The organism is Hoeflea sp. 108 (genome assembly GCF_000372965.1).
Taxonomy (GTDB): domain Bacteria; phylum Pseudomonadota; class Alphaproteobacteria; order Rhizobiales; family Rhizobiaceae; genus Aminobacter.
Map to the genome: position 1 here is coordinate 3,480,651 of NZ_KB890024.1, position 24,330 is coordinate 3,504,980.

The 24,330-nt window shown below is 65.2% G+C and carries 28 protein-coding genes; 13 read left to right on the forward strand and 15 right to left on the reverse strand.

Annotation, left to right across the window (positions count from 1 at the left end; all coding sequences use genetic code 11):
* Positions 1–21 precede the first annotated feature (21 nt).
* On the reverse strand, positions 22–315 hold the full coding sequence (locus tag B015_RS0117315) for a GYD domain-containing protein (protein ID WP_026227399.1): 294 nt from the start codon (positions 313–315) through the stop codon (positions 22–24).
* A 231-nt stretch (positions 316–546) separates the two neighbouring features.
* Here B015_RS0117315 and B015_RS0117320 point away from each other — a divergent pair, with 231 nt between their 5' ends.
* Complete coding sequence (locus tag B015_RS0117320; protein WP_018428991.1) at positions 547–1,440, forward strand: DMT family transporter; 894 nt, start codon at positions 547–549, stop codon at positions 1,438–1,440.
* A gap of 26 nt (positions 1,441–1,466) precedes the next feature.
* Here B015_RS0117320 and B015_RS33605 read toward each other — a convergent pair whose 3' ends face one another.
* Both B015_RS33605 and B015_RS32240 read right to left on the reverse strand, forming a co-directional pair.
* Entirely contained in the window at positions 1,467–2,540 is a 1,074-nt protein-coding gene (locus B015_RS33605) for an autotransporter outer membrane beta-barrel domain-containing protein (protein WP_245262336.1), read from the reverse strand.
* Positions 2,441–4,081, reverse strand: coding sequence for an autotransporter-associated beta strand repeat-containing protein (locus B015_RS32240; RefSeq protein ID WP_051091912.1), 1,641 nt, complete (start codon positions 4,079–4,081; stop codon positions 2,441–2,443). Before B015_RS32240 ends, B015_RS33605 begins: the two co-directional genes overlap by 100 nt.
* A gap of 315 nt (positions 4,082–4,396) precedes the next feature.
* On the opposite strand from B015_RS32240, the gene B015_RS31155 reads away from it, so the two are divergent.
* Positions 4,397–5,503, forward strand: a complete 1,107-nt coding sequence (locus B015_RS31155) for a helix-turn-helix domain-containing protein (protein WP_157632776.1) — start codon at positions 4,397–4,399, stop codon at positions 5,501–5,503.
* Here the strand turns inward: B015_RS31155 and B015_RS33335 are convergent.
* Both B015_RS33335 and B015_RS31160 read right to left on the reverse strand, forming a co-directional pair.
* The gene (locus B015_RS33335) at positions 5,442–5,750 is read right to left on the reverse strand and encodes a hypothetical protein (protein ID WP_157632777.1); all 309 of its coding nucleotides are present in this window, start codon (positions 5,748–5,750) and stop codon (positions 5,442–5,444) included. The genes B015_RS31155 and B015_RS33335 overlap by 62 nt on opposite strands.
* Before the next feature lie 123 nt (positions 5,751–5,873).
* Positions 5,874–7,613, reverse strand: a complete 1,740-nt coding sequence (locus B015_RS31160; RefSeq protein ID WP_018428994.1) for a winged helix-turn-helix domain-containing protein — start codon at positions 7,611–7,613, stop codon at positions 5,874–5,876.
* 295 nt (positions 7,614–7,908) lie between these two features.
* Here B015_RS31160 and B015_RS0117340 point away from each other — a divergent pair, with 295 nt between their 5' ends.
* Complete coding sequence (locus B015_RS0117340; protein ID WP_018428995.1) at positions 7,909–8,280, forward strand: hypothetical protein; 372 nt, start codon at positions 7,909–7,911, stop codon at positions 8,278–8,280.
* Positions 8,281–8,343: 63 nt separating this feature from the next.
* Here B015_RS0117340 and B015_RS0117345 read toward each other — a convergent pair whose 3' ends face one another.
* Positions 8,344–8,766, reverse strand: a complete 423-nt coding sequence (locus B015_RS0117345) for a Kazal-type serine protease inhibitor domain-containing protein (protein WP_018428996.1) — start codon at positions 8,764–8,766, stop codon at positions 8,344–8,346.
* Between the two features lie 433 nt (positions 8,767–9,199).
* Here B015_RS0117345 and B015_RS0117350 point away from each other — a divergent pair, with 433 nt between their 5' ends.
* The 4 genes from B015_RS0117350 to B015_RS0117365 all read left to right on the forward strand — a co-directional run bounded on the left by B015_RS0117350 (position 9,200) and on the right by B015_RS0117365 (position 11,169).
* On the forward strand, positions 9,200–9,412 hold the full coding sequence (locus tag B015_RS0117350) for a cold-shock protein (protein ID WP_018428997.1): 213 nt from the start codon (positions 9,200–9,202) through the stop codon (positions 9,410–9,412).
* A 211-nt stretch (positions 9,413–9,623) separates the two neighbouring features.
* On the forward strand, positions 9,624–10,028 hold the full coding sequence (locus B015_RS0117355) for a hypothetical protein (protein ID WP_018428998.1): 405 nt from the start codon (positions 9,624–9,626) through the stop codon (positions 10,026–10,028).
* 269 nt (positions 10,029–10,297) lie between these two features.
* The gene (locus B015_RS0117360) at positions 10,298–10,510 is read left to right on the forward strand and encodes a cold-shock protein (RefSeq protein WP_018428999.1); all 213 of its coding nucleotides are present in this window, start codon (positions 10,298–10,300) and stop codon (positions 10,508–10,510) included.
* A 206-nt stretch (positions 10,511–10,716) separates the two neighbouring features.
* A complete protein-coding gene (locus tag B015_RS0117365) occupies positions 10,717–11,169 on the forward strand; it encodes a BA14K family protein (RefSeq protein WP_018429000.1) in 453 nt (150 codons plus the stop codon).
* Positions 11,170–11,263: 94 nt separating this feature from the next.
* On the opposite strand, the gene B015_RS0117370 is transcribed toward B015_RS0117365, so the two are convergent.
* From B015_RS0117370 to B015_RS0117380, 3 genes are all read right to left on the reverse strand, one after another.
* Positions 11,264–11,902 carry an MBL fold metallo-hydrolase gene (locus tag B015_RS0117370; RefSeq protein ID WP_018429001.1) on the reverse strand — a complete coding sequence of 213 codons (639 nt, stop codon included), beginning with the start codon at positions 11,900–11,902 and terminating at the stop codon, positions 11,264–11,266.
* A 149-nt stretch (positions 11,903–12,051) separates the two neighbouring features.
* Complete coding sequence (locus B015_RS0117375; protein WP_018429002.1) at positions 12,052–12,345, reverse strand: hypothetical protein; 294 nt, start codon at positions 12,343–12,345, stop codon at positions 12,052–12,054.
* Positions 12,346–12,495: 150 nt separating this feature from the next.
* The gene (locus B015_RS0117380; RefSeq protein WP_018429003.1) at positions 12,496–13,389 is read right to left on the reverse strand and encodes a branched-chain amino acid aminotransferase; all 894 of its coding nucleotides are present in this window, start codon (positions 13,387–13,389) and stop codon (positions 12,496–12,498) included.
* Between the two features lie 240 nt (positions 13,390–13,629).
* Between B015_RS0117380 and B015_RS0117385 the strand changes: the two genes are divergently transcribed.
* From B015_RS0117385 to B015_RS0117395, 3 genes are read left to right on the forward strand one after another with little or no spacing between them, the layout of a single operon-like run.
* Complete coding sequence (locus B015_RS0117385; protein ID WP_018429004.1) at positions 13,630–14,160, forward strand: MarR family winged helix-turn-helix transcriptional regulator; 531 nt, start codon at positions 13,630–13,632, stop codon at positions 14,158–14,160.
* A complete protein-coding gene (locus tag B015_RS0117390; RefSeq protein ID WP_018429005.1) occupies positions 14,150–14,869 on the forward strand; it encodes a response regulator transcription factor in 720 nt (239 codons plus the stop codon). Before B015_RS0117385 ends, B015_RS0117390 begins: the two co-directional genes overlap by 11 nt.
* 52 nt (positions 14,870–14,921) lie before the next feature.
* Complete coding sequence (locus B015_RS0117395) at positions 14,922–16,334, forward strand: ATP-binding protein (protein ID WP_018429006.1); 1,413 nt, start codon at positions 14,922–14,924, stop codon at positions 16,332–16,334.
* Between the two features lie 13 nt (positions 16,335–16,347).
* Here B015_RS0117395 and B015_RS0117400 read toward each other — a convergent pair whose 3' ends face one another.
* From B015_RS0117400 to B015_RS0117410, 3 genes are all read right to left on the reverse strand, one after another.
* The gene (locus B015_RS0117400; RefSeq protein ID WP_026227401.1) at positions 16,348–17,004 is read right to left on the reverse strand and encodes a methionine ABC transporter permease; all 657 of its coding nucleotides are present in this window, start codon (positions 17,002–17,004) and stop codon (positions 16,348–16,350) included.
* The gene (locus B015_RS0117405; RefSeq protein WP_018429008.1) at positions 16,985–18,061 is read right to left on the reverse strand and encodes a methionine ABC transporter ATP-binding protein; all 1,077 of its coding nucleotides are present in this window, start codon (positions 18,059–18,061) and stop codon (positions 16,985–16,987) included. The genes B015_RS0117400 and B015_RS0117405 overlap by 20 nt, the downstream gene beginning before the upstream one ends.
* 177 nt (positions 18,062–18,238) lie before the next feature.
* Positions 18,239–19,084: a MetQ/NlpA family ABC transporter substrate-binding protein gene (locus B015_RS0117410; protein WP_018429009.1), complete on the reverse strand. Its 846-nt coding sequence runs from the start codon at positions 19,082–19,084 to the stop codon at positions 18,239–18,241.
* A gap of 310 nt (positions 19,085–19,394) precedes the next feature.
* Between B015_RS0117410 and B015_RS0117415 the strand changes: the two genes are divergently transcribed.
* The gene (locus B015_RS0117415; protein ID WP_026227402.1) at positions 19,395–20,399 is read left to right on the forward strand and encodes a glycosyltransferase family 1 protein; all 1,005 of its coding nucleotides are present in this window, start codon (positions 19,395–19,397) and stop codon (positions 20,397–20,399) included.
* Positions 20,400–20,553: 154 nt separating this feature from the next.
* Here the strand turns inward: B015_RS0117415 and B015_RS0117420 are convergent, their stop codons facing one another.
* The 3 genes from B015_RS0117420 to B015_RS0117430 form a co-directional block, all read right to left on the reverse strand.
* Positions 20,554–20,913, reverse strand: coding sequence for a tRNA-binding protein (locus tag B015_RS0117420; protein WP_018429011.1), 360 nt, complete (start codon positions 20,911–20,913; stop codon positions 20,554–20,556).
* A gap of 10 nt (positions 20,914–20,923) precedes the next feature.
* A complete protein-coding gene (locus B015_RS0117425) occupies positions 20,924–21,424 on the reverse strand; it encodes a YbjN domain-containing protein (RefSeq protein ID WP_018429012.1) in 501 nt (166 codons plus the stop codon).
* A gap of 317 nt (positions 21,425–21,741) precedes the next feature.
* Entirely contained in the window at positions 21,742–22,056 is a 315-nt protein-coding gene (locus B015_RS0117430) for an accessory factor UbiK family protein (protein WP_026227403.1), read from the reverse strand.
* A 225-nt stretch (positions 22,057–22,281) separates the two neighbouring features.
* On the opposite strand from B015_RS0117430, the gene lgt reads away from it, so the two are divergent.
* The gene (lgt, locus tag B015_RS0117435; RefSeq protein WP_018429014.1) at positions 22,282–23,136 is read left to right on the forward strand and encodes a prolipoprotein diacylglyceryl transferase; all 855 of its coding nucleotides are present in this window, start codon (positions 22,282–22,284) and stop codon (positions 23,134–23,136) included.
* Complete coding sequence (locus B015_RS0117440) at positions 23,133–24,218, forward strand: class I SAM-dependent methyltransferase (RefSeq protein ID WP_018429015.1); 1,086 nt, start codon at positions 23,133–23,135, stop codon at positions 24,216–24,218. Before lgt ends, B015_RS0117440 begins: the two co-directional genes overlap by 4 nt.
* Positions 24,219–24,330 lie beyond the last annotated feature (112 nt).

Below are 24,330 nucleotides of genomic sequence, written 5' to 3' on the forward strand. Positions count from 1 at the left end.
GCTCCCGCCCGAACCGGCATGTCAGACCATCTTGTCGATGATCTTGCGCATGTCGGCGGCGTCGAAGGCCTTCAGCGTCTGGGTCTTGATGTTGCCGAGCGCCGACACCGAGAGACTGAGCGCGGTCGCGGTCGCGTCGTCGGGCGCCTCGAGAAGAACGATGACGTCATATTTGCCGAGCGTCCACAGCAGCGTATGCACCTTGGCGCCGCTCTTTTCGGCCATCGCCCTGAATGCGTCGGCGCGCTTGGGCGAGTCCCGCACCGTGCGTGCGCCCTGATCGGTGAAATTGGTAAGAAAGACGTAATATGCCATTTCATCCTCCTTGGTTGCGGAGGCGTGCGGGCGCATCGGCGCAGCCGCCGTTTCTCCCGGAGCGCACCCTATCACCACAGGCAATGGCAGGATGTAGCCGGAAAGGCCCGCTGGCCTAGCCTTTAGGAGCTAGGACAGGCCACGGCGGCCCAGGGATCCGTTGAGCAAAGGCTGTCGCGCTCCTAGATTGAGCCGCCGATTCTGTGGCGTGCCGTAACCTTGTGAGCTCCCATGCCGATCCACGAACTTGCCGCCCTCGGAGCCGCGACCTGCTGGTCGGTGACGGGACTGATCTCGGCCGGCCCTGCCGGCCATCTCGGTGCGCTCGCCTTCAATCGCTTCCGCCAGATCTTCGTCACCTGCCTGCTGGCCGCCTATGTGCTCGCCACCGGCGCCTGGCAACAGCTTGACGCCGCCAATGTCGCGCCGCTGCTGGTCTCCGGCCTTGTCGGCATCTTCGTCGGCGACACGCTGCTCTTTGCCACCCTCAACCGCGTCGGCCCGCGCCGCTCCGGCATCCTGTTTGCGCTGAATGCGCCCATCGCCGCCCTGCTCGGCTGGCTGGCGCTCGGCGAGGACCTGTCGACCAACGCGGTAGCAGGCATTGCTTTGACAGTTGCCGGCGTCGTGCTCGCCATCGTTTTCGGCAAGCGCCGCGACCAGCTGCATGCCTGGGAGAAGGTCAAGGGGCCATTGTGGATCGGCGTGGCGCTCGGCCTCGGCGCCGCCACCGGCCAGGCCGTGGGATCGATCATCGCCCGCCCGGTCATGGCCACCGGCATCGACCCCTTCCTCGCCTCCATGCTGCGCGTCGGCATCGCCGCCGTCTGCCTGACAGTGCTGATCCAGCTGCCGATCCCAGCGGTCAAGCCCAAGGGGCCGCTGACCTTCAAGGTTGCGGCCCTCACCGCGCTGACAGGCTTCATCGCGCTCGGCATCGGCATGACGCTGCTGCTCTTTGCGCTTTCGGGCGGCAAGGTCGGCATCGTCTCGACGCTGTCGGCGACCTCGCCTGTCATCATCCTGCCGATGCTGTGGGCAAGAACCGGCGAGCGTCCCGCCAACGGCGCCTGGGCGGGAGCGGCGCTGGTCGTCGCCGGCATGGGCCTGATCTTCCTGCGCTGAACGACGCCGGCAGGCGCCGTCGGCGGCTACAGTCCGGCGGTGAAGCCCACCGACCCCTTGAAGCCGTAGCTGTCCTGGAAGCTGGTCGTGGCCAGTGCCTCGCCATGGAGGGCATATCTGCCGTCGTTCCAGCGATAGGCACCGCCAAGTCCGATCTCGCCGCCGAGGCGCTCGGGCCTGTAGGTCAGGTCCATGCCGTTGACCGTCGCAGTGGTGCCGTCGAGGAACTCGTAGGTCAGGCTGGCAACGCCATAGACATGCGTTCCGGCGTCGCGCCGCCAGTCCGCCGAAAGCCCGATCCTGCCCTTGAGGCTGTCGCCGTCCTTCAGCGACACCTCGGCTCCGAACGGATCGGTAAAGCTGTCGAAACTGACCGCCGAATAGGCCAGCTGCGCCTGCGGCGTCAGCGACCAGCCATTGCCGATCCCGACCTGCCGCCCGGCTTCCAGGCTCAACGCATAGCCGCTGCCATGGATATCCTTGCCGATGCTGCCGGCTTGGTTCGAGGCGAAGTCGCTGCGCAGCACCGACACCTGCGCCTGGCCGTCGACATAGATACCTCTTTCGCCATACCAGGTCAGCGTCCCGCCCAGGCCATAGCTCGAGGTGCCGTTGGTTCCACCGCCGATGTCGGAGAAGATGTCGGCGCTGGTGCGGCCATAGTGCAGGTTGAGCCCGCCGATCAGCATACCCCCGGCATCGGCGGCAATCTGGCCGTCGATGCCGGCCTGCAAGCGCAGCGTGTTGCTGTCGAAGGCGGCATTGGTCGTCGATCCCTGCGCCTGGCTGCGGCCGTGCGCAGCTTCGATGCGCGACCAGACCGCACCGCCCTCCTGGGATCCTGTGCCGTCGATGGCAACCCGGTGCCGGACGCCTGCACGCTGCTGCAGCGTCGGCAGCCCCACGAGGTCGAGCAGCACCTGCGGATAGATCTCATAGGTCGGCAGCGTCGGCGCGAGACCGGCGGAGCGAAGGTACCAGTCCCCGTCGGCGGTGCCGCTCAAGCCATTCTGGAACAGGTCGTAGCGGTAGGTGCCGGCAATCGCCGGTCCGGCGAGGACGAAGGCTCCCGCCGCCGAGACGCCGCCGACATCGACGATCTGATGCCGTCGCCGGTGGTCACGCCGCCGATACCGCCGACATTGATCACCCTGACCTGCGTCGGACCGCTGCCCAGAATGCTGTCGCCGGTGATGACCAACAGATCGGTGGGCGACCCGTCGCCGCCGAGCTCCGTTTCGATCTCCAGCATGCCGCCATTGCCGGTATGGCTGCCGGCAATGGTCAGCGTGCCGATGGAATTGCCCGGTGCGATGACGCCGCCGAGGAAACTGGCGGTGTTGCCGACCTGGCCGTTGCCCTGCAGCCGCCCGCCCAGCACATCCATGACGCCGCCGAGCCTGCCGTTGACCGCAAGCGTGCCGCCTTCGATGCGGGAGGTTCCGCCAAAGCCCGCGCTGTTTCCGGTCAGCTCCTGCATGCCGCCCTGCAGGGTCAGACCGCCGGTGCCCAGGAACAGGCCTGAATAGCTGTCGGCCGCGTTTGCAATCACCAGTTGGGTGGTGCCGAGCACTACCGAACCGGCGCCCGAGAGCGAGCGGATTTCGGTGGACGCCCCGCCGACCGTCGAAACGTCGAACACCCCGTCGGCGATCACCACGCTCGAATTTGCCAGGCTTGCGGCTCCGGACAGCATGAGCGTGCCTGCCTCGATATCGGTCGCACCGGTGTAGCCGAGCGATCCCGTCAGCGTCACGGTGCCGGTTCCGGCGACGGTCAGGCCACCAATGCCTGAGATGTCACCGGAAAGCGTGGCGTTGTTGCCATTGCTGTCGATCGTGCCGCCGCCGGCCGCCAGCGCGACGGCCCGCGCTGTCGCGAAGGAAGAGCCGAGCCGCAGCGTGCCGCCGTCGAAGCCCAGCCCGCCCGATGCCGCGCCGAGATTGTTGTCGGCCGTTACCACCGCGGTGCCGCCATCCAGGAACGTGCCGCCCGAATAGGTGTTCGCGTTGTTGAGGAAGGTGGTGCCCGCGCCTTTGACGATCAGGCCGCCGGTTCCGGAAACGGGATTGTTCAGGATGAAGGAATTGCCCGCGCCGACCGCATTGAGCGTCAGCATGTAGCTGCCGAGGCTCAGCGAGCGCGATGCGGTGCGCCCCAGCTGCGTGACGCTGCCGGTGGCGCTGTCGACGCGCCATTCCTGGCTGCCGGCGATGATGAGTTGCTCGGACAGGGTGATCTGCTGGTCGACCTTGCTGTCGACCCCCAGCCCTTCCAGCCCATGAATGGCAAACGGGCCGGTCAACGAGCCCGGCGGGTTGGCAAAGCCACTGCCCGTATAGGGTGCCCGAAACACCAGTTGCCCCACATTCCTGACGATGGGTCCGAAAATCATCGACTGTCCGGTGCCGGCACGATCGTAGATGGCGCGATCCCCTGCCTGAAGGATGATTGGCGCTTCGAAACCGCTGGAAGGAAGCTGCTGCCACACGACGTTGCCGGAGGAGTTGAAGTGATAGTCGCCGGCAAGGGCAGTGCTCGCCGATGACAGGAGCGCCACCGTCACCGCACCGGCGGAGACGCTATCCGCTCTCGTCCGCAGCGATCGTTGAAGTGAAAAGACGCTCTTGAAGACGGCCATGCCAAGCTCCCCCACGGGAAGCCGCACGGCGCCCCGCATCGATGATGTGATGCGAGCATCCCCACAGGAATCACTGATGGGGCCGTGCAGCGTAAAGATCGCCGCCAGCCCGATCATGCCCGCCGCAAGCGGATAGTTGCATAGAACCTGCTATATCGAAGCAGCGTGGCGTCTCATTTCTTGGCGCGATTTGTCTCCGCCCCACTACCTTGCCGTGTCTGGACACATCTGTACCCGCCATGGTCGCTGGACCGGCGTCCGCGACGGTCTTACGCAAGGTCACCGAACAGTTGCGCATCGAGGGGGCAAAGCGATGTGGCGGTCGACAGATGGTGCGCTGTGACGCAGGGCGCCGTCCTCCTTTCCACCGATCTGGTCGAGCCGGAACTGCGCGCGGACTACTGGCGTGACGTGACCCGCCCGCTGTTCGACACGACACCGGACAGCAACAGCCCCCTGCTCCTCGAAGGTTCCTTCGCCACTCGCCTGATCGGCCCGATGATGGTCGGCCGCGCGCGCTTCAATGCGCAGAACTATGTCAGGGACCGAAGCATCGTCAGCCAGAGCGGCCTTGAGGACTTCTACCTCGTCCAGTTGTTCACATCAGGCATGGCGGTCGCCGATTGCGAGGGCGTGGCCATGACGGTTTGCCCCGGCGACGTCTATGCCTTCGACATGGACCGAACCTTCCAGGCATCGGTGAGCGCCGGCTCCACCCTTAGCGTTCTCCTGCATCGCGAGCGGCTGGACAGGCTGTCCGGGCGAAGCCTGCACGGCACGCAGTTCAAGGCGGGCCAGCCTCTGACCCGCCTTTTGGCCGACTTCATCGTCGGCCTGAACGACGTCGCGCCGGACATACGCGAAACCGAAGCGCCAACGCTGGAGGACGCCGCCGTCGCCCTGTTCGCCTCGGCCCTGAACCAGAACCCGGCCGACACGGCCCTTCAGGACCCTGCCCTTGCGCCTGTATTGCGCCGGCGCCTGCTCGACGTCATCGACGCGAAGCTGACCGATCCGGAGCTCGGCCCGGCAATGCTCTTGCGCCAGTTCAGGGTATCGCGGGGCCATCTCTACCGCATGTTCGAGGCCGATGGCGGTGTCGCCAGGGTCATCCGCGAGCGGCGGCTCGATGCCGCCTATCGCATGCTCATGCGCCCCTCGTCCCCGCCCATGACGCAACTGGCCCATGACCTCGGCTTTTCCGGCGCCGGCCAGTTCCAGCGCGCCTTTCGCACCCGCTTTGGAATGTCGCCGAGCGAGGCCAGGCAGGAGCGCCGCACGCTGATCGTGGAAGGCAGCCGCCTCGCGGGCATGCAGGCCTACCTCGCCGGCTTTTCGGCCCCGGCGCCCGAGGCGCATTTCAGGCCAAGTCGGACCGCCCTGCCAAACACGCCTGACCGCCGCGATAGTCGAAATCCCTGAGAGCAGTCAGCGGCGCGCCGCGACTGTCGGTCCATGTCGTCTCGTTGTCCAAGCGCTCAAGGCCGATATCCTGGAGATGCCGGGCGCTCAATTCATCGAGCGGGCAGCCCCCTGCTCCGCCGGATAGCCATTGCGGACGCCATGCCGCGAGCCTCTTCAGCCGGCGGCTGATCGCCCTGAAATCGTCAGCCACGAAAGTGAAATCGATCGCCTTGCGCTTGTCGGAGATATCGTTGGTCCCGGTCATCGCTCGCTCCTTCCCCTGCTGGGCGCCCCCGGCACGAGGGACGTCGCGAGCATCGGCGCCACGCCTCGGCAAGTCTGGAAAGAGTGCTGAAATTCGCTTGAAACTTGGCTGAAACGCCGCCGGCTACCTTGCGGTGGTGCCTGCCTCAGCCACGCATTCGGCGATGCGCTGCTTGATGCCGCCCCTGGCAAGCTCGGCCGGTCCGGCGCAGACGGGAAAACCGGCTTCGCGCATATAGGCGATGGCCTTTTGACGGTCGGCCTCCAGCCAGCCGGGATCGCCGGTCCAGCCTTCGATGCTGATGCCGGGCATGGCAAAGAGCGCTTCCTCGGCCAGCACCCTGGCTTCGGCGATGCGCCCGGCAGCCACGAAGAAGGTGGCCAGCTCGATGAAGTCGCTGTCGCCGAACATGCTCCGGGGGACGCGCTGCCTGACCCGGATCGCCTCGTCGATGCGGTTGCCGTAAAACAGCCCGGCGCTCCGGAACCGCAGCGCCCAGGGCTGGGCGTCGGGGTCGAGCCTGACGGCGCGGGCAGCCGCTTCCGCCCCCTCTTCGGCCCGCCCGAAGGCAAGCGCCCAGTAGGCGAAGCGCGTCAGCACGTCGGCCGAATTGGGATTGAGGCCAAGCGCCTTGTCGAACTCCACCTCGCCCTGCTCGAGATCGCCGCCCAGCGACAGCGCCATGGCGAGCCCCGCATGGGCGTCGGCATCCAGCGGATCGAGTTCGACAGCCCGCCGCTCCGCCTGCAGATAGCTGGCATAGGTGGCGTCCCAGCTGTCGGTCCAGCGCATCGAGAACGCATGGCAGGTCCCGAGCAGCGCCCAGGCGCGGGCGAACCCGGCATCGACCTTCAGGGCTCGGTCCAGCAGCGACAGGCACTCGCCGATGCCTTCCCTGGTTTCCTTGTGCTTGGCTTCGGACGCCAGCAGATAGAGGTCATAGGCGCCGAGATCGCTTGGGCGCTTGCGCCGCGCCGCCTCGCGATCGGCGGCGACGATCGTGCCGGTGATGCCGCTGAGCTGGCCGGCGACCTGCCGCGACAGCTCCTCCTGCACCTTGAAGACGTCGTTTGCCGGCCTGTCCCAGCGCTCGGCCCACAGATGCGCCCCGGTGCCGGCGTCGATGAGCTGGCCGGTGATGCGCAACTGGCCGTCCTGGCGCTGGATCGAGCCGGTCAGCACATAACGCACGTCGAACTTGCGGCCGACCTCGCCGGCTCCTGTGCCGGCTATGCCGCGCACCGAATTCTGCGCGATGACGTCGAATTCGCGAAACCGCGCCAGGTCGGTGATGATGTCCTCGGTCATGCCATTGGCGAGCCGGCCGGTCGCGGCGTCGCCCTCTATGTTCTGGAACGGCAGCACCGCAATCGACGCCTTTGTCGACAGCGGCCGCCCCGAGGCGAACAACCAGGCGGCAAGTCCGGCAGATGCCACGAGCACGAGTGCTGCGGCTCCCAGCCCCAGCGTGCCCCAACCGCGCGGTCCCCGACCTCGGGCTTCCAAACCGGACAGCTCCAGGACATCGGGCTTGTCGCCGTTGCCGGCAGGCTCCTGCGCGGCGACGAACAGATAGCCCCGGCGCGGCACGGTTCGCAGCAGCGGCGGCCCGCTTGTGCCAAGCGCCGTTCGGATTTCGTGCACGCATCGAGCAAGCGAATCCTCGGTGACGGTGACATCGGGCCAGATGGCGTCGAGCAGTTCGCCCTTGGCGATGACGCGCCCGGAATTGCGCAGGAAATAGACCAGGAGATCGAAGGATTTCGGCCGCAGCGCGATCTCGCCACCCGGCCCGAGCAGACGCCCCGTTGCCAGGTCGAGCTTGTGGCCGGCGAAGTCAAAGACCGTTTGCTCCGCAGCCATGGCGCCTCACATCCGCAAGGCTGGCATCGATATCACGGCGAGTTCCCCACCTTCGGCGTAGAAGGGGTGCTGGCCCCGGGCCGCCCGGCCCCATCACCACAGGCTAACACGCAGCTGCGGAACCGGCCAGCAATCCGGCTGCCCGGGATTTGTGGTCAAGCGATGCGGACGCAAGGAAGCGGTAACCCTGCCATGTCGAAATGCCCGGGCCAGCCGCCCGCCTGCATTGAAACATCGGGGCGGCGGCGCAATCTACGTGCTCGCTGCTCGCGACCTCGTCTCATGGAGATCTCGGATGAAGTTCAAGGCCGTTTCGCTCGCCGCCCTGATGGCCGCGTCCGTCATGCCGGCCACGGCCGCACCCGCCGTGCCCCCGGCTGTCCCCGCAGCGGGTGGACTGGTCGTGCAGGTCGGCGGCTGCCATGGCGACGTGCGCGACCACTATGTTCCGGAGGTCGGCCAACGCGTCCCGCACTATCACCAGCGCGGCACCTGCGAGCCGGTCATCGTCTCTGCGCCGCGCCAGAACCAGCGCCGGCAGATCGTGGATTGCCATCGCGACGTGCGCACCCATCGCATCGACGGCATCATGCTGCGCCATCGCCATGTCGGCGACGATTGCCGCGTGCGCGAGGTCAGGCAGGTCAACGAGCCCGCGCCATTCTGAGGCGCTTGCCGAAGGCCTTGCGGCCTCCGGCGATCCCCCGTGCAGACGTTTCAGTTCACCGGCCTAGCAGGGGCCGCGGTCGACGACCCGGAAGCCGGCTGAATCCGCTTCGCAGGCATTCGGGAAGGTCCTGAGCGTGCCGCCCCTCTGGGCGCAGACCGGGCGGTATTCCCTGGTGCAGAACTGCTGGTTGCCGCCGCCCGGACCACCGCCATTGTCCCAGCCGCTGCCACGGCATTCGCCGCCGCGGATGATGCGGTATCCGGACGCCTCGGCCATGCAGGAATTGGCGAATGTCTGGCGGTCGTTGCCGCGACGCGCGCAGACAGGGTCATATTCGCGCGTGCAGAACTGCGGCCCCGGTCCCGGACGCGGCGGACGAGGGCCTGGTCCCTCATCCACGACCACCGTGCACGACGCCAGCACGACAGCAAGCAGCGAAGTCAACGCCGCCTTGCTTGCAAAGGATTTTGCCGAAAATCTCATGGATGTCTTCCCTATCGCGCCGCCCCAGGCGGAAGAACGCGCTTGCCGCCGAATCGATCCTTGCAATTCTTGGCGCGAAATCAATCCCCGCCGCCACGACATTGCCTGTCTTTGACATCATCTGAAGAGATGACAGTCCGGTGGATTGTTTGTACTCATACTATCTTGACGAGCATCGCATCCATTGCCTGCGACATCTTGCAACCTAAACGTTTCCATGCAATACAGGCTTTGTTCGGGCATTTGCTGTCCCGGAGACTGGAACGTTTTTTGCACGACCCTTTCCCCGATACTGTGAATCTTCGACGGCCCCGTGACTCGGCGGGGGGTTTTAGTGTGCGCGAATGCACGACCGCCAAGCAAACCACCGACTTGCCACCGACGCCAGGCGGATGGCAGTCCAGACCAAAGAACGGGTGAAGGAGTTCTCCCAATGGCCCAGACCGGTACAGTAAAGTTCTTCAACACGACCAAGGGCTTCGGCTTCATTACGCCAGACGGCGGCGCGAAGGACGTTTTCGTCCACATTTCCGCCATCGAAGCCTCGGGCCTGCGCACGCTCGTCGACGGCCAGAAGGTCACGTTCGACGTCGAGCCGGACCGCATGGGCAAGGGCCCGAAGGCAGTCAACCTTCGCGCGGCCTGATATCAGCCGGTTGTGAACCAAACGAAGGGCGCGACGGGCAACCGTCGCGCCCTTTGCTTTTGGCGCTGCCCGCCCGCGCCTCTTCATCCCTCGGGATCGACGGCCTGGCCGAACGCCTGACCCTCGCCGATATGGCCAGGCTCCGAAGTCCATGACATGGTCCGGTCGTGGGGCGCGCGTATCCCTGCCCCGATGCGAGAGGAGGCACGACATGATTTTCCTGAAGTCCCTCGCGGCGGCGTTGCTCGCCGCCGGTCTTGGCTATGGCGGCCCGGCACAAGCCATGCCGGCAACCGACCTGCCTCAGGTCGACGGCGGACTGGTGGTGCAGGTCAGGGGGTGCCATGCCGACATCCAGCGGCACTTCGTCCCCGAATTCGGCCGCACCATGTACCATCGCCACCGCCGGCCCGATTGTCGCCCGATCCCGGTGCAGCAGCAGATACGCGACTGCCACCGCGACGTGCGCCGGCATTTCCTGCCGCGCTACGGCAACGTCCCGCACCGGCACATCGGTCCCGATTGCCGCGCCAGGATCTACACCAGGTACAACCCGCAGCGCCCCCGGCCCGGCGCCTGCATCCAGATCGGCCCGATCCGCTACTGCGAGTACTGAGCCGGACAGGTGAATTTTCGCTGCGCGCGGCCTGAAAACCGGAGCCGGCTTGCCGGCCGCGCGCCGGTCTCAAAATGCCCCTGCACATGGCTGCCGATTGTGCGGAACAGCCCGCGCGACGGCTGAAAAAACAGGCAAACGGACCGATTTCGGGCAGCGATCTAGCCTGAAAGTTTCGCTTGCCGATCACCCAAAAATGAACGACAAATTTCCACTTCGGGCATTTGCCGGCCCGAAGACTGAAATTGATGGGATCAGAGGAGTTTCCCATGCCGCAGACCGGCACCGTCAAGTTCTTCAATCATGCCAAAGGCTTCGGCTTCATTACGCCGGACGATGGAGCGAAGGACGTTTTCGTACACATCTCCGCCGTGCAGGCGTCGGGCCTTCCCGGTCTTGAGGATGGGCAGAAAGTCAGTTTCGACACCGAGCCGGACAAGCGCGGCAAGGGTCCCAAGGCCGTCAATCTGACGGTTGGCTGAACCCCGGGGCGGCCGGAGCCCATGGCGCCGGCCGATTGTCTGTAAGCGTCCGAACCGGTATGCCGGACAGGCATGCTTTGGCTTTCGGCAAGCCCCGTTAACGTCGGTAAATCCGTTCAGCTTGCGTTCAGGCTGGGTCCCTTAGACAGATAGTCGACGCCAATATTCAGCCCTTCGATACGGGCCGGACGGCGAAGGAGACCGATATGAACCGCATCTTCAAAACCCTTGTCCTGTCGGCAGCCGTTGCCGCCACAACGCTTGCCGCCCTGCCCGCCGCAGAGGCTGGTGAACGCTGGCGCCGCTACGACCATGGTCGCCGCGACAACACCGGCGCGATCGTCGCAGCCGGCGCGCTCGGACTGATCGCCGGCGCCGTCATCGCCGGCAGCGCCAACCGCCAGCAGCCGGTCTATGACGACTATTACGACGACTACCAGCCGCAGCCGCGCCGCGTGTACCGCCAGGACTACTATGGCCAGGACTATTATCGTCCCGCCCCGGTGCAGCGCCGCGTCGTCTACCGCGACAGCTATGCCGTCGAGCCGTGGACGCCTGAATGGTACAGCTACTGCTCGGATCGCTACCGCAGCTTCAAGCCGCGCAGCGGCACCTTCACCGGTTATGACGGCCAGGAGCATTTCTGCACCGCCAACTGACACGCATTTACAAGGGTTCCCTGCCCTTCAAATGACAAGCGGCGCCATCTCAGCGATGGCGCCGCTTTCGTTTTCAGGCCCCGGCCGGCTGCGATCAGACCAGGTAGGGATTGCCGCGGCGCTCGTCGCCGAACTTGCTGCCCGCCCCATGACCGCAGATGAAGCCGATATCGTCGCCCAGCGGCAGCAGCTTTTCCTTGATCGAGCGGATCAGCGTGTCGTGGTCCCCGCCATAGAGATCGGTGCGGCCCACCGATCCGCGGAACAGCACGTCGCCGACATGGGCGAACTTGGCGTCACGGTGGTAGTAGACGACATGGCCGGGCGCGTGGCCCGGGCAATGCAGCACCTCGAAGACGTGGCTGCCGAAAGATACGGTCTCGCCATCGGCCAGGAACCGGTCGGGGGTGCAGTTGCGCACGCCGCTCATGCCGAATTTCTGGCCCTGGGTCACAAGGTTGTCGAGCAGCGGCTTGTCGGCCTCGTGCGGCCCGATGATGTCGACGCCGAGCGCTTCCTTGAGCTCCATCGCCCCGCCGGCATGGTCGATATGGCCATGCGTCAGCCAGATCGCCGTGACCTTGATGCCGTTGTCCTTGAGCACCGACAGGATGGTGTCGACGTCGCCGCCGGGATCGACGACCACGCCCGTCTTGTCCTCGACGTCGAAGAGGATGGTGCAATTCTGCTGGAAGGGCGTGACCGGCACGATCCCTGCGTTGAGCTGTCCCATGATTGTCCTTTCACAACTTTGCTCCGGACATAGGCACAGACGACGCGCGCGTCCACGCAATTTGCACCGGCGATCGGTGAACTGACCGGCACCAGAACGGAAAAGGGCGGCCAAGGCCGCCCAATACGATAACTCGTTTTGCCAGGTGCTTATTTCTTCATGGCGCCCATGACGGCGCCAACGATTGCCGTCAGGATGGCGCCACCGCCGGCACCGCCGATAACGTTGCTCAGCATGCCGCTCATCGCGCTCGCCGTTGCCGGGTCGGCTGCAGCGCCACCCAGCAGGCTGCCCAGAATCTGGCCACCGGCGATACCGCCGATGCCGCCGGCGAGCAGCTTCGTCACCTGCCCCATCGCCGCCTGTTTGACGGCTGCACCTACTGCCTGTCCACCGATTACGCCGGTTACAATCTGAATGATGATCGGAAGAAGCGATTCCATGACAATTCCCTCCAAATTGCAGGCCAGCTCCCGCCAGCCGACGTCACCATCAGACGCCGAATTCGACGAAAGTCAAATCAGCCCCCACCCAAGCAAAAGGGGCGGTCCGAAAACCGCCCCTTGCCGAACTTAATCGTTTGATTTTGCTGATTATTCAGCAGCGATCGCATGCTTGGGCTGCACCGCGGCCGAATAGTCGTTCATCAGCGTCTTGGCGATTTCGCCGACCTCGAATCGGTACGGGCCGACCTCGGAAACAGGCGTCACTTCGGCCGCCGTGCCGGTCAGGAAGCACTGCTCGAAACCTTCCAGTTCCTCGGGCATGATCACCCGCTCGACAACCTCGAGGCCACGATCCTTGGCAAGGCCGATGACCGTGCGGCGGGTGATGCCGTCGAGGAAGCAGTCTGCCTTCGGCGTATGCACCTTGCCGTCCTTGACGAAGAAGATGTTGGCGCCGGTCGCCTCGGCCACCTGGCCGCGCCAGTCGAGCATCATCGCATCGGCATAACCCTTGGCCTCGGCCGCATGCTTGGACAGCGTGCAGATCATGTAGAGGCCTGCAGCCTTGGACTTCGAAGGTGCCGTGCGCGGGTCGGGACGGCGCCATTCGGCGATGTCCAAGCGGATGCCCTTCAGCTTCTGCGCCGGATCGAAATAGCTCGGCCACTGCCAGATGGCGACGGCGACATTGATGCGGTTCTTGTGGGCGGCGACACCCATTTCCTCGCTGCCGCGCCAGGCGATCGGGCGCACATAGGCGTCCTTGAAGCCCTGCTTCTTCAGCAGTTCGCGGCACGCATCGTCGATCACCTCGACCGAGTAGGGAACGGTGAAGCCGAGCAGGCGGGCGGACTCATGCAGGCGCTCGGTGTGCTCGGTCAGCTTGAAGATCTCGCCGCCATAGGCGCGCTCGCCCTCGAACACCGCGCTTGCATAGTGCAGACCATGGGTTAGTACGTGAATCTTGGCGTCGGCCCATTGGACGAACTCGCCGTTCATCCAGATAAATCCATCGAGCTGGTCGAAAGGAACGGATGCCATGGAAAACCTTCCCGCAGGCCGGGGCCTGCCTATCGTTTCGTATCTTTCTAATTGGCCCCTCAGGGGGGTCGGCTGCTAAAGCGTAGGCGCCTGAGAATATCAAAGCAAACTTACGATGTTTCGGAAAAAACCACCGTACCTTGCCTTTTCGTTCGCAATCCGGCGAAAAGCTTGTCAAAAATTACCATCGCACCTAATTTATGTCAACAGTGCTGACATAAATTGACGAGCAGGATTTCTATGGCCCAACGAAGCGGCGCCGCCGCACATCCGATCCGTACCGCCGTGACGGCAGACGAAGGCATCGACTTCTCGATCATCGAGCTGATGTATTTCGCCTATCGCGACTTCACTTCGGACCCCGACCAGATTCTTTCGGAATACGGTTTCGGCCGTGCGCATCACCGCGTGCTGCACTTCGTCAACCGCATGCCCGGCCTGACGGTCGCCGAGCTGCTCGACGTGTTGAAGATCACCAAGCAGAGCCTTGCGCGCGTCCTCAAGCAGCTGATCGACGCCGGCTACATCGTCCAGGTCCAGGGCCCGCGCGACCGTCGCCAGCGCGAGCTCTATCCCACCCCCAAGGGCCGCACCCTGACGCTGGCGCTGGCTCGGCCACAGTCACGCCGCATCCATGCGGCACTGGAGGGCGCAGGTGAGACCGAGCGTGCCTGGATCGAGAAGTTCCTCAAGGCCATGGTCAATCCCGAACTGAGGGCGCAGATTGACCATCTGCCCGGAAACACACCTGGGAAGGACCATGGAGAGTAACGAAAAGACGGCAAATCCGGCGGCCCTGGGTGACGATGCTCCGCATCTGCTCGTCGTCGACGACGACACCCGCATCCGCAACCTTCTGAAGCAGTATCTCAGCGAGAACGGCTTTCGTGTCACCGTGGCCGGCAATGCCGACGAAGCCCGGCGCAAGCTCAAGGGGCTCGATTTCGACCTGCTCATCCTCGACGTGATGATGCCGGGCGAGACCGGCGTCGAGCTGACCAAGTCGCTGCGCGAGGACAAGGAAGTGCCGATCCTGATGCTGACGGCGCTGTCGGAGACCGACAGCCGCATCACCGGGCTCGAAGCCGGCGCCGACGACTACCTGCCCAAGCCCTTCGACCCGCGCGAGCTGATCCTGCGCATCAACAACATCCTGCGCCGCGGCGGCCCGGCGGCCACGCCCAAGGTCGAGCAGCTGGTGTTCGGCCCCTACACCTTCCAGATCGCTCGCCGCGAACTGAAGCGTGGCGGCGAAGCGCTGAAGCTCACCGACCGCGAGCAGGAAATCCTGGCCATCTTCGCCGCCCGCGCCGGCGAGACCATCCCGCGCCATGAGCTGGTGACGGGGGACTCCGAAGTTGGCGAGCGCACCATCGACGTCCAGATCAACCGCCTCCGCCGCAAGATCGAGCGCGATCCCGCCAATCCCGTCTGGTTGCAGACGGTGCGCGGAATTGGCTATCGGCTGAGCGTGGAATAGGATCGTCGCGGCTGACTTGATGTAGCATCAGGGGCCGCGCACGGAAGGACGGATGGCAACCACAGACATGGAACGGCCTGGCGGAGGCAGTCTCGGCACACGCATCTGGCGTGCGCTGACGGCCGTGCCGCGCAGCTGGCACCATTTCTGGCGCCGCGTGTCGCTCTACATGCCGAAGCGGCTCTATGCCCGCTCGCTGCTCATCGTCATCACGCCGATGATCCTGCTGCAGTCGGTGGTGGCCTTCGTCTTCATGGAGCGCCACTGGCAGACGGTCACCGTGCGCCTGTCGCAGGCGGTGACGCGCGACATCGCCGCCATCATCGACCTGCTCGACACCTTTCCGGCACAGGACAACTACGCCCAGATCATCCGCATCGCCCAGGAGCGGATGTCGCTGAAGATCGACCTCCTGCCGGCCGAGCCCCTGCCCCCGCCCGGCCCGAAGCCGTTCTTCTCGATCCTCGACCAGGCGCTGTCTTCCGAGATCAGGAAGCAGATCAACAAGCCGTTCTGGCTCGACACGGTCGGCAACTCCAACATCGTCGAGGTGCGCGTCCAGCTCGACGACAAGGTGCTGCGCGTCTTCGTCCGCCGCAGCCAGGCCTATGCCTCGAACACGCACATCTTCCTTTTGTGGATGGTCGGCACGTCGCTGGTGCTGCTCACCATCGCCATCCCCTTCCTGCGCAACCAGATCAGGCCGATCCTGCAGCTGGCAGAGGCCGCCGAAAGCTTCGGCAAGGGCCGGCCGATGCCGCCCAATTTCCGCCCGCGCGGCGCCGAGGAAGTCCGTCGCGCCGGCTTCGCCTTCATCCAGATGCGCGAGCGCATCGAGCGCCAGATCGACCAGCGCACGGCCATGCTGACCGGCGTCAGCCACGATTTGCGCACCATCCTGACCCGCTTCAAGCTGCAGCTAGCTCTGTCGGGCAACAAGATCGACCGCGAGGCGCTGAGCCAGGACATCGACGACATGCAGTCGATGCTGGAAGCCTACCTCGCCTTCGCCCGCGGCGAAGCGCTCGAGGATCCGGGCCGCTTCGACCTCGGCGCCTATCTCGACAAGATCGGCGACGAGGCCAAGCTCCGGAAACGCAAGCTCAAGGTCACGCTTGTCGGCGAACCCGAGGTGCATGTCCGCCCCAACGCCTTCTCCCGGCTGTTGCAGAACGTCGTCGGCAACGCCTTCCGCTATGCCAAGGAGGTCGAGGTCAAGGCCGTCCACGACCGCGGCATGCTGGTGGTCATGGTCGACGACAACGGCCCCGGCATTCCCGAGGAAAAGCGCGAGGAGGTGTTCAAGCCCTTCTTCCGCCTCGACGAGGCGCGCAACCTCGATTCCACCGGAACCGGCCTCGGCCTGGCGGTCGCCCGCGACATCGCCCGCAGCCATGGCGGCGACATCAAGCTCAGCGACAGCCCGCTGGGCGGCCTGCGCGCGATGATCCGCGTGCCGGCCTGAGGCCCGCAAGGGGTCAGGCGCGACGGTCGAGCCGCGCCATCAGCCGGTCGCCGATCCACTGGATGCCACAGACGAGCACGATCAGCACCGCCACCACCGCCACCATCACCGACGTCTCGAAGCGCTGGTAGCCGTAGCGGATGGCGAGATCGCCCAGGCCGCCGGCGCCGATGGCGCCTGCCATGGCCGAGGCACCGACCAGCGTCACCAAAGTCACCGTGAAGCCGGCGACGATGCCCGGCAACGCCTCCGGCACCAGCACCTCGCGCACGATGGCCCAGCGCCCGCCGCCCATGGCGCGCACGGCTTCGATCAGGCCGCGGTCGACCTCGCGCAGCGACACCTCGGCGATGCGCGCATAATAGGGCGTGGCCGCGATCGACAGCGGCACGATCGCCGCCCAGGTGCCGATCGACGTGCCGACGATCAGCCGCGTCAGCGGGATCAGCGCCACCAGAAGGATGATGAACGGCACCGAGCGGAAGCCGTTGACGATGCCGCCGAGGATGCGGTTCAGCCACAGCTGCTCGGCAATGCCGCCGCGATCGGTGGCGACCAGCGCCAGCCCGAGCGGCAGGCCGAAGACCAGCGAGATCAGGCCCGACGCGCCGGTCATGACCACGGTCTCCCACAGGGACCGCAGCAAAAGGTCAAACATCGTCTGAGACATGGCCAAGCACCTCGACCCGGGTATCCCGGGCATTCAGGAAGTCGATGATTTCGGCGACGCGCCCGTCGGTCGTCTGCACGCCGACGAACAGCGTGCCCACAGGCTCGCCCTGGATATGGTCGATGCCGCCATGAACAAGCCGGAAGCGGCCGGGAATGGCCGTCGCAAGCTCCTGAAGCAGAGGCCGGCGCGCCGCCTCGCCGGCAACGTCGACACGCAGGATCGCCTCGCGCCCTGCCTTGCCGAGCCGCGCTGCAATCGCCTCCGGCAGTTGCGGGCGAATGCCGGCGAGCAGGCTTCTGGTCACATCGGCCTGTGGATCGGCGAACACCGACCAGACCTGGCCTTCCTCGACGATCTTGCCGGCGTCGATCACAGCGACGCGGTCGGCGACCGTGCGGATCACCTCCATCTCGTGGGTGATGAGCAGGATGGTGAGGCCGAGCCGCTGGTTGATGTCCTTGAGCAGCGACAGAATCGAACGCGTCGTCTCGGGGTCGAGCGCCGAGGTCGCCTCATCAGAGAGCAGCAGCGCCGGCCGCGCCGCAAGCGCCCGGGCAATGCCGACGCGCTGCTTCTGGCCGCCGGAGAGCGACGCCGGATAGGCCCTGGCCTTGTCGGCAAGCCCGACGAGATCGAGCAGTTCGGCCGCGCGCGCCAGCCGCTCAGCTTTGGGCCTGCCTTCGATCTTCAGCGGCAGCGCCACGTTTTCCTCGACTGTTTTCGCCGACAGGAGGTTGAAATGCTGGAAGATCATGCCGATCCGCCGCCTGAGCGGCTGCAGGTCGCGCTCGCCAAGCCCGGTGATCTCGCGCCCCTCGACGAAGATCTGGCCTTCGTCGGGCCGCTCCAGCCCGTTCAGGCAGCGGATCAGCGTCGACTTGCCGGCGCCGCTGCGCCCGATGATGCCGAGGATCTCGCCCTTGCGGACCGACAGCGAAATGCCGTCGACGGCCGCCGTCCCGCCAAACCGGCGCTTGAGGTCGACGATGCGGACGACGTCGCCGCCCCTCGCCTCCGCCGCGCCTGCCTCGGCCCAGGAAACATGCTGGTTCATGAAGTCCCTTTCCCTGAGCCCGCTCCACTTCGACGATGTCGACGTGGAGCGACCTCCAATTTTTGCCTGAGCACGATCTTTGCCGAAAACCGCTTCCCACTTTGGGGATCGTGCCCGAAACGCGTATGGCGGCCCGTCGGTTGGACGGGCCGCCATGGACGGAAAATGAAACGCCGCTCAGTAGGCGCTGATGCCGGTGCCCTTGTAGACGCGGTCGAACTCGGCCTTGACGGTCTCGTTCTGGTAGGCGGCCACCAGCTTCTTCACCCATGGCTCGTTCTCGCTGCCGGTCTTGACCGCGATGAAGTTGCGATAGGGATTGTCGGCCACCGCCTCCTGGGCGATGCGCTGCGCCGGCGTCAGCCCGCTCTTCAGCGCCCAGTCGGTGTTGACCACGGCTGCATCGAGATCGTCGACCGAACGCCCGACGATGCCGGCATCGAGTTCCTTGACGTCGAGCTTCTTCGGATTCTCGGCGATGTCGGCGACGGTCGCCAGGATGCCGGTGCCTTCCTTGAGCTTGATCAGGCCGACACCTTCCAGCACGCGCAGCGCGCGGCCTTCATTGGACGGATCGTTCGGCACGCCGACAACGGCTGCTTCCGGCAGGTCCTCGACCTTGCCGTGCTTCTTCGAATAGAGGCCGATCGGCCACAGGCCGGTGAAGCCGACGGGTGTGATCTTGTAGCCCTGCGACTTGATCTGGTTGTCGAGATAGGGCTGGTGCTGGAAGGCGTTGGCGTCGATCTCGCCGCGCTCCAGCGCCTCGTTGGGCTGGGTATAGTCGTTGAACACGACGGTCTCGATCTTCAGCCCCTGCTTGGCGGCCTCGGAGGTGACGACGCGCCACACATCCTCGTCCTCGCCGCTGATGATGCCCACCTTGATGGCGGTCTTGTCCTCGGCGAAGGCCTGGTGCGGCACGGTCAGGCCGGCAACCGTGACGACGGAAGCAAACAGGGCAGCGAGGGCGCCGCGCCGGCTGGTGGCGAAAAGGGAAAGCGACTTGGTGATCTCGGTCATATGAATTCTCGCTGAGAGCCTGTTGGGAGGATTGGCTCGCCCCGCGACATGCGAAGCTTGCCCCAATCGTCGGCAAACGCCCCCCTTTCGGCAAAGGACCTGTTTTCACGCCAGCCCCCGTCGCGGGAAAAATCGTCACAAAGAAAACGCCAGCCGGGGCAGAAGCAACCTCGTCTTCGCAGTTGCGAGAAGACCGGTCGTCATCGCCACGTCATCGAACCCTGTTCAAAGGCAGCCGCAACGAACGCGACCGCCGCTGATTCCGGCAGGCTCCAAAGCCGTCGGACGCGGCCTGATGGGAAGACGATTTGTGCGCATCCTGATGGTCACCGACGCATGGCGTCCGCAGATCAATGGCGTCGTGCATACGCTGGAACGGCTCGCCGAGACGCTTGTCGCTTATGGCGCCGAGGCCGACTTCCTCACCCCTGAGATCTTCCGCACTTTGCCGATGCCGACCTATCCCGACATCCGGCTGGCGCTGACCACGCCCGGCAATGTCGCCCGCATCATCGAGCAGCGCCGGCCCGACCACATCCACCTGGTCACCGAAGGGCCGCTCGGCATGATGGCGCGGCGCTACTGCCTCACCAACAACCGCCCCTTCACCACCAGCTACCACACGCGTTTCCCCGAATATGTCAGCGCCCGCCTGCCGCTGCCGGAAAGCTGGACCTACGGGCTGCTGCGCAACTTCCACAATTCCGGCAAGGGCTGCATGGTCGCGACCCAGTCGCTGGCCGACGACCTGGCGTCGCGCGGCTTCGACAAGCTGAGGCCATGGACGCGCGGCGTCGACATCAACCATTTCCATCCCGACAAGAAGGTCGAGATGGACCTGCCACGCCCGATCTTTTTGTGCGTCGGCCGCATCGCCGTGGAAAAGAACCTGCCCGCCTTCCTCGATCTCGAGTTATCAGGCAGCAAGGTGCTGGTCGGCGACGGCCCCGAGATCGAGCGGCTGCGCGCCAGATACCCCAAGGCGCATTTCCTCGGACGCCGCCCAAGCGACGAGCTCGCCCGGATCTACGCCTCGGCCGACGTCTTCGTCTTCCCCAGCCGCACCGACACCTTCGGCAACGTCATCATCGAGTCGCTCGCCAGCGGCACACCGGTCGCGGCCTATCCGGTGACGGGTCCGATCGACATCGTCGGCGACGGCATCGGCGGCGTGGTGTCGGACGACCTGCGGGAAGCAGCGCTCGCCGCGCTCAACATCGACCGCGCCGAAGCACGCGAGCGCGCCATGCGCTACACATGGGCGGCATGTGCCGAGATGTTTTTGGACAATGTGCGGGCCGCCTACGCTGCATGAATCCAGACAGCCAAACTGTATCGAGATTCAGGTCAGGCCCAGTCGAAAATGGTGGATTCTGAGAACCGGAACGGAACGTACATCTGGGTACGTGAGTACCGGAAGCGCAGGTATCAGCCTTTGCAGACGGGCATCACCTGAATATCGATACAGTTCAAAACAGGCGCGAGCCGTCAGGCACCTTGCGCTCGATGGCGCCGAGCACGACGTTGCCCTCCTCGTCGGGGAAGCCGAGCGTCAGCACTTCCGACATGAATTTGCCGATCTGGCGCGGCGGGAAGTTGACGACGGCAAACACCTGCCGCCCGACAAGCTCTTCCAGCGCATAGTGCTTGGTGATCTGCGCCGACGAGCGCTTCACGCCGATCTCAGGGCCGAAGTCGATCTTCAGCTTGAAGGCCGGCTTGCGCGCCTCCGGATACGGCTCGGCCTCGACGATCGTGCCGGTGCGGATGTCGACCTTGTCGAAGTCGGCAAAGGTGATCTCGGGCTTGCGCCCGCCATGCTCGCTCATCTTGGAAGTCTCAGGCGTTGCCCTGCGTCTCGAACAACACGCTGGCCAGCGCGTCCTTGGCCGACGTACCCGACCAGACGACGAACTGGAAGGCCTGGAAGTAGCACTCGCAGGCTTCGAGCGCCGACGACAGCAGCACTTCGACCTGCTGGCTGGTGGGCTCGACGCCGCCGGCGAGCAGCAGCGACTGGCGGAACATGATCGCGCCTTCGCTCTCCCACAGGTCGAAATGGCCGAACAGCATCTGCTCGTTGATCATCGACAGCAGGCGCAGCACTTCGAGCGTGCGGTTCTCGGGCACCTTGATGTCAAAGGCGCAGGCGAGATGCAGCGCCTCGAAGTCTTCCATCCACGAGAAGGAGACCTGGTATTCGGTCCAGTTGCCCACGACCGAAATCGAGATCTCGTCGTCGCCGGCCCGCTCAAACGACCAGTCGTTGTTGTGAGCCACCTGCTCGATGACATCCACCGGGTGGATCTCGCGGGAGAACTCGAGTTCGAGAAGTTCCATAAATGCTTCCTGTCGTTCCGGGCGCGTCATCGCGCTCCGCGCGGGGGACACACACGACGAACTAAATTCTTGAACTCGGACGACCAGCGCTGCCGGACTCAATACCCCCCAGCCGGACCGCGCCATCCGGTGCACGACGCTGTTTCGAATCGTGCAGTAATTTCAGTGTATTGATCGTGACTCTCGTGAACAGCCCAATTTTTCGCACTGCCGCATTCGGGTGTGGAAACAGGCTGCGGCGCAGGCTCATCAAGCGCCGGTAAACGATTCACGACAAAGCACTTTTTCGTTTGGCGCTTTGTGGAAAAGTTAACGAATTATTTCTTCGAACGGGGCTTGGGCGAAGCCGCAGGTGAGGCTGCCTCAGCGGCACTGCCACCGAGCGCCGCAAGCTGCGCTTCCAGCGCCTCGATGCGGGCCGTCAGCGCCTTGTTTTCGGCGCGCGCCTTGATCGCCATGTCGCGCACGGCTTCGAATTCCTCGCGCTGCACGACCTCGAGCGAATTCATCACCCGTTCGGCCTGCGAACGAAATGCGGTCTCCACCTCGCGCTTGACGCCCTGCGCTGCACCTGCGGCATCGGTCATCAGCTTGGCGAACTCATCCAGGATACGGTTCGGTCCGGTCGTCATGGCAAACCCTCGCATTGTGGTTTCGACGTAGTGGGGCAAGGCGTAGATTGCAAGGATATCGTGATGCGATCCAACCGCCAAACACCGCGGCAAAAATGCCCAGTCCAAATCCCAGTCTACCCCCCAGTCTAACCAATGACATCTCGGTGAGAGACCGCAACCCTGCCTTGACCCTGCCAAAGCCCTGCCCCATGGTCCGCGCCATTGCTTCGACCGGAGACCGAATTGTCCGAATATCTCGCCTTGCCGCTGGCCGCGCTGCCCTTTCCGAACATCGATCCGGTCATCGTCCAGATCGGGCCGCTGGCCATCCACTGGTACGGCCTCGGCTACATTGTCGGCATCCTGTTTGCCTGGTGGTACGGCAAGCGCCTGCTGGCCACGCCACGGCTCTGGCAGGACGGCACGGCTCCAATGAAGCCTGAAGACCTCGACGATTTCCTCGTCTGGGCGGCGATCGGCGTCGTGCTCGGCGGCCGCACCGGCTACGTGCTGTTCTACGACCTCGCCCGCTACATCCAGAACCCGCTCGACATCGTCGCCGTCTGGCAGGGCGGCATGTCGTTCCATGGCGGCCTGCTCGGCGTCACGCTGGCCATGGTGCTGTTTGCCCGCAGGCGCGGCATTCCGGTCTGGTCGCTCATCGACACGGTGGCCGCCGGCGTGCCTGTCGGCCTCGGCCTCGTCCGCGTCGCCAACTTCATCAATTCCGAGCTGTGGGGCCGTGTCACCAACGTGCCGTGGGCAATGGAATTCCCCACCGGCGGGCCGTTCCTGCGCCATCCGAGCCAGCTTTACGAAGCCTTCTTCGAGGGCCTGGTGCTGTTCTTCGTGCTGCGCTTCCTCACCCACTCCAGGCTGAGGCTCAAGACGCCGCGCTTCATCGCCGGCGCCTTCGTCTGCGGCTACGGCCTGTCGCGCATCTTCGCCGAATTCTTCCGCGAGCCCGACCAGCAGATCGGCTATCTCGCCGGCAACTGGCTGACCATGGGCATGGTGCTGTCGACGCCGATGGTGCTGATCGGCGTCTGGGCGATGCTGGCGGCGAAGCCCGCAGCGCCAGTCGCCAAGCCGGCATGACCAGCCTGAAACAGCGGATTACGGGCCTGATCGCGGCATCGGGCCCGATCAGCGTATCCGACTACATGGCGATCTGCCTGTTCGATCCTGAACAGGGCTACTACACGACAAGGCAACCCTTCGGCGCGGCGGGCGACTTCACCACCGCCCCTGAAGTCAGCCAGATGTTCGGCGAACTCGTCGCCGTCTGGCTCTACGCCGCATGGCAGGCGGCGGGCCGCCCCGCATCGCCTGTGCTGGCCGAGATCGGCCCCGGACGCGGCACGCTGATGAAGGACATGCTCAGGGTCCTGAAGCGGCTCGACCCCGCCTTCATCGCCGGCGCGTCCTTTGCCCTCATCGAGACCAGCCCGCGCCTGCGCGAGGTGCAGAAGGCCACGCTCGGCCAGAGCGGCCTTGAGATCGCCTGGCACGACAGCGTCGCCGCGCTGGCCCCGGCGCCGTTGTTCATCGTCGGCAACGAACTGTTCGATGCCATCCCCACGCGCCAGTTCGTCAAGCTCGACAATGCCTGGCACGAGCGCTTGGTCGGGCTCGACGAGCCGGGCGAACTCGCCTTCGTCGCCGGCCCGGCGACCATCGAGCCGGCGCTTCTACCGAAGGGGGCCGCTGCCGCGCCCGAAGGAGCCGTTTTCGAATTCGCTCCGGCGCGCAGCGCCACCATGGAGCAGATCGCCGAACGCATCGCGGCGTCAAGCGGCGCTGGGCTGTTCCTTGACTATGGCCACCTGTTGGCTGGCATCGGCGACACGCTGCAGGCGCTGCGCCGCCACAGATACGAGGACGTGCTGGCCAGCCCCGGCGAGGCCGACCTGACCTCGCATGTCGATTTCGCAGCCCTTGCCGCAGCGGCCCGCGCACATGGCCTTGCTGCCCAAACAGCCACCCAAGGTGCGTTCCTGCTGGCCATGGGGCTGCTTGAACGCGCCGGAAATCTCGGCGCTTCCGCCGACGAGGCCGGCCGCGAAAAGATCCGGTCCGAGGTCGAGCGCATCGCCGGCCCCGACGCCATGGGCGAGTTGTTCAAGGTGCTGGCGGTGACGCCGACGGGCACCAAAGTCCCCTTCCCGATAGTCAGTTGACAGGCGGCTTGCGCCTGCCCCACTGTCCGCCCTCGCGACGGAGCATGCCCCCGAAAACTGGGGACCGTTTTTCGGACAAGGTCATGCTCAATCAGGAAAAACTGAGCCCGGT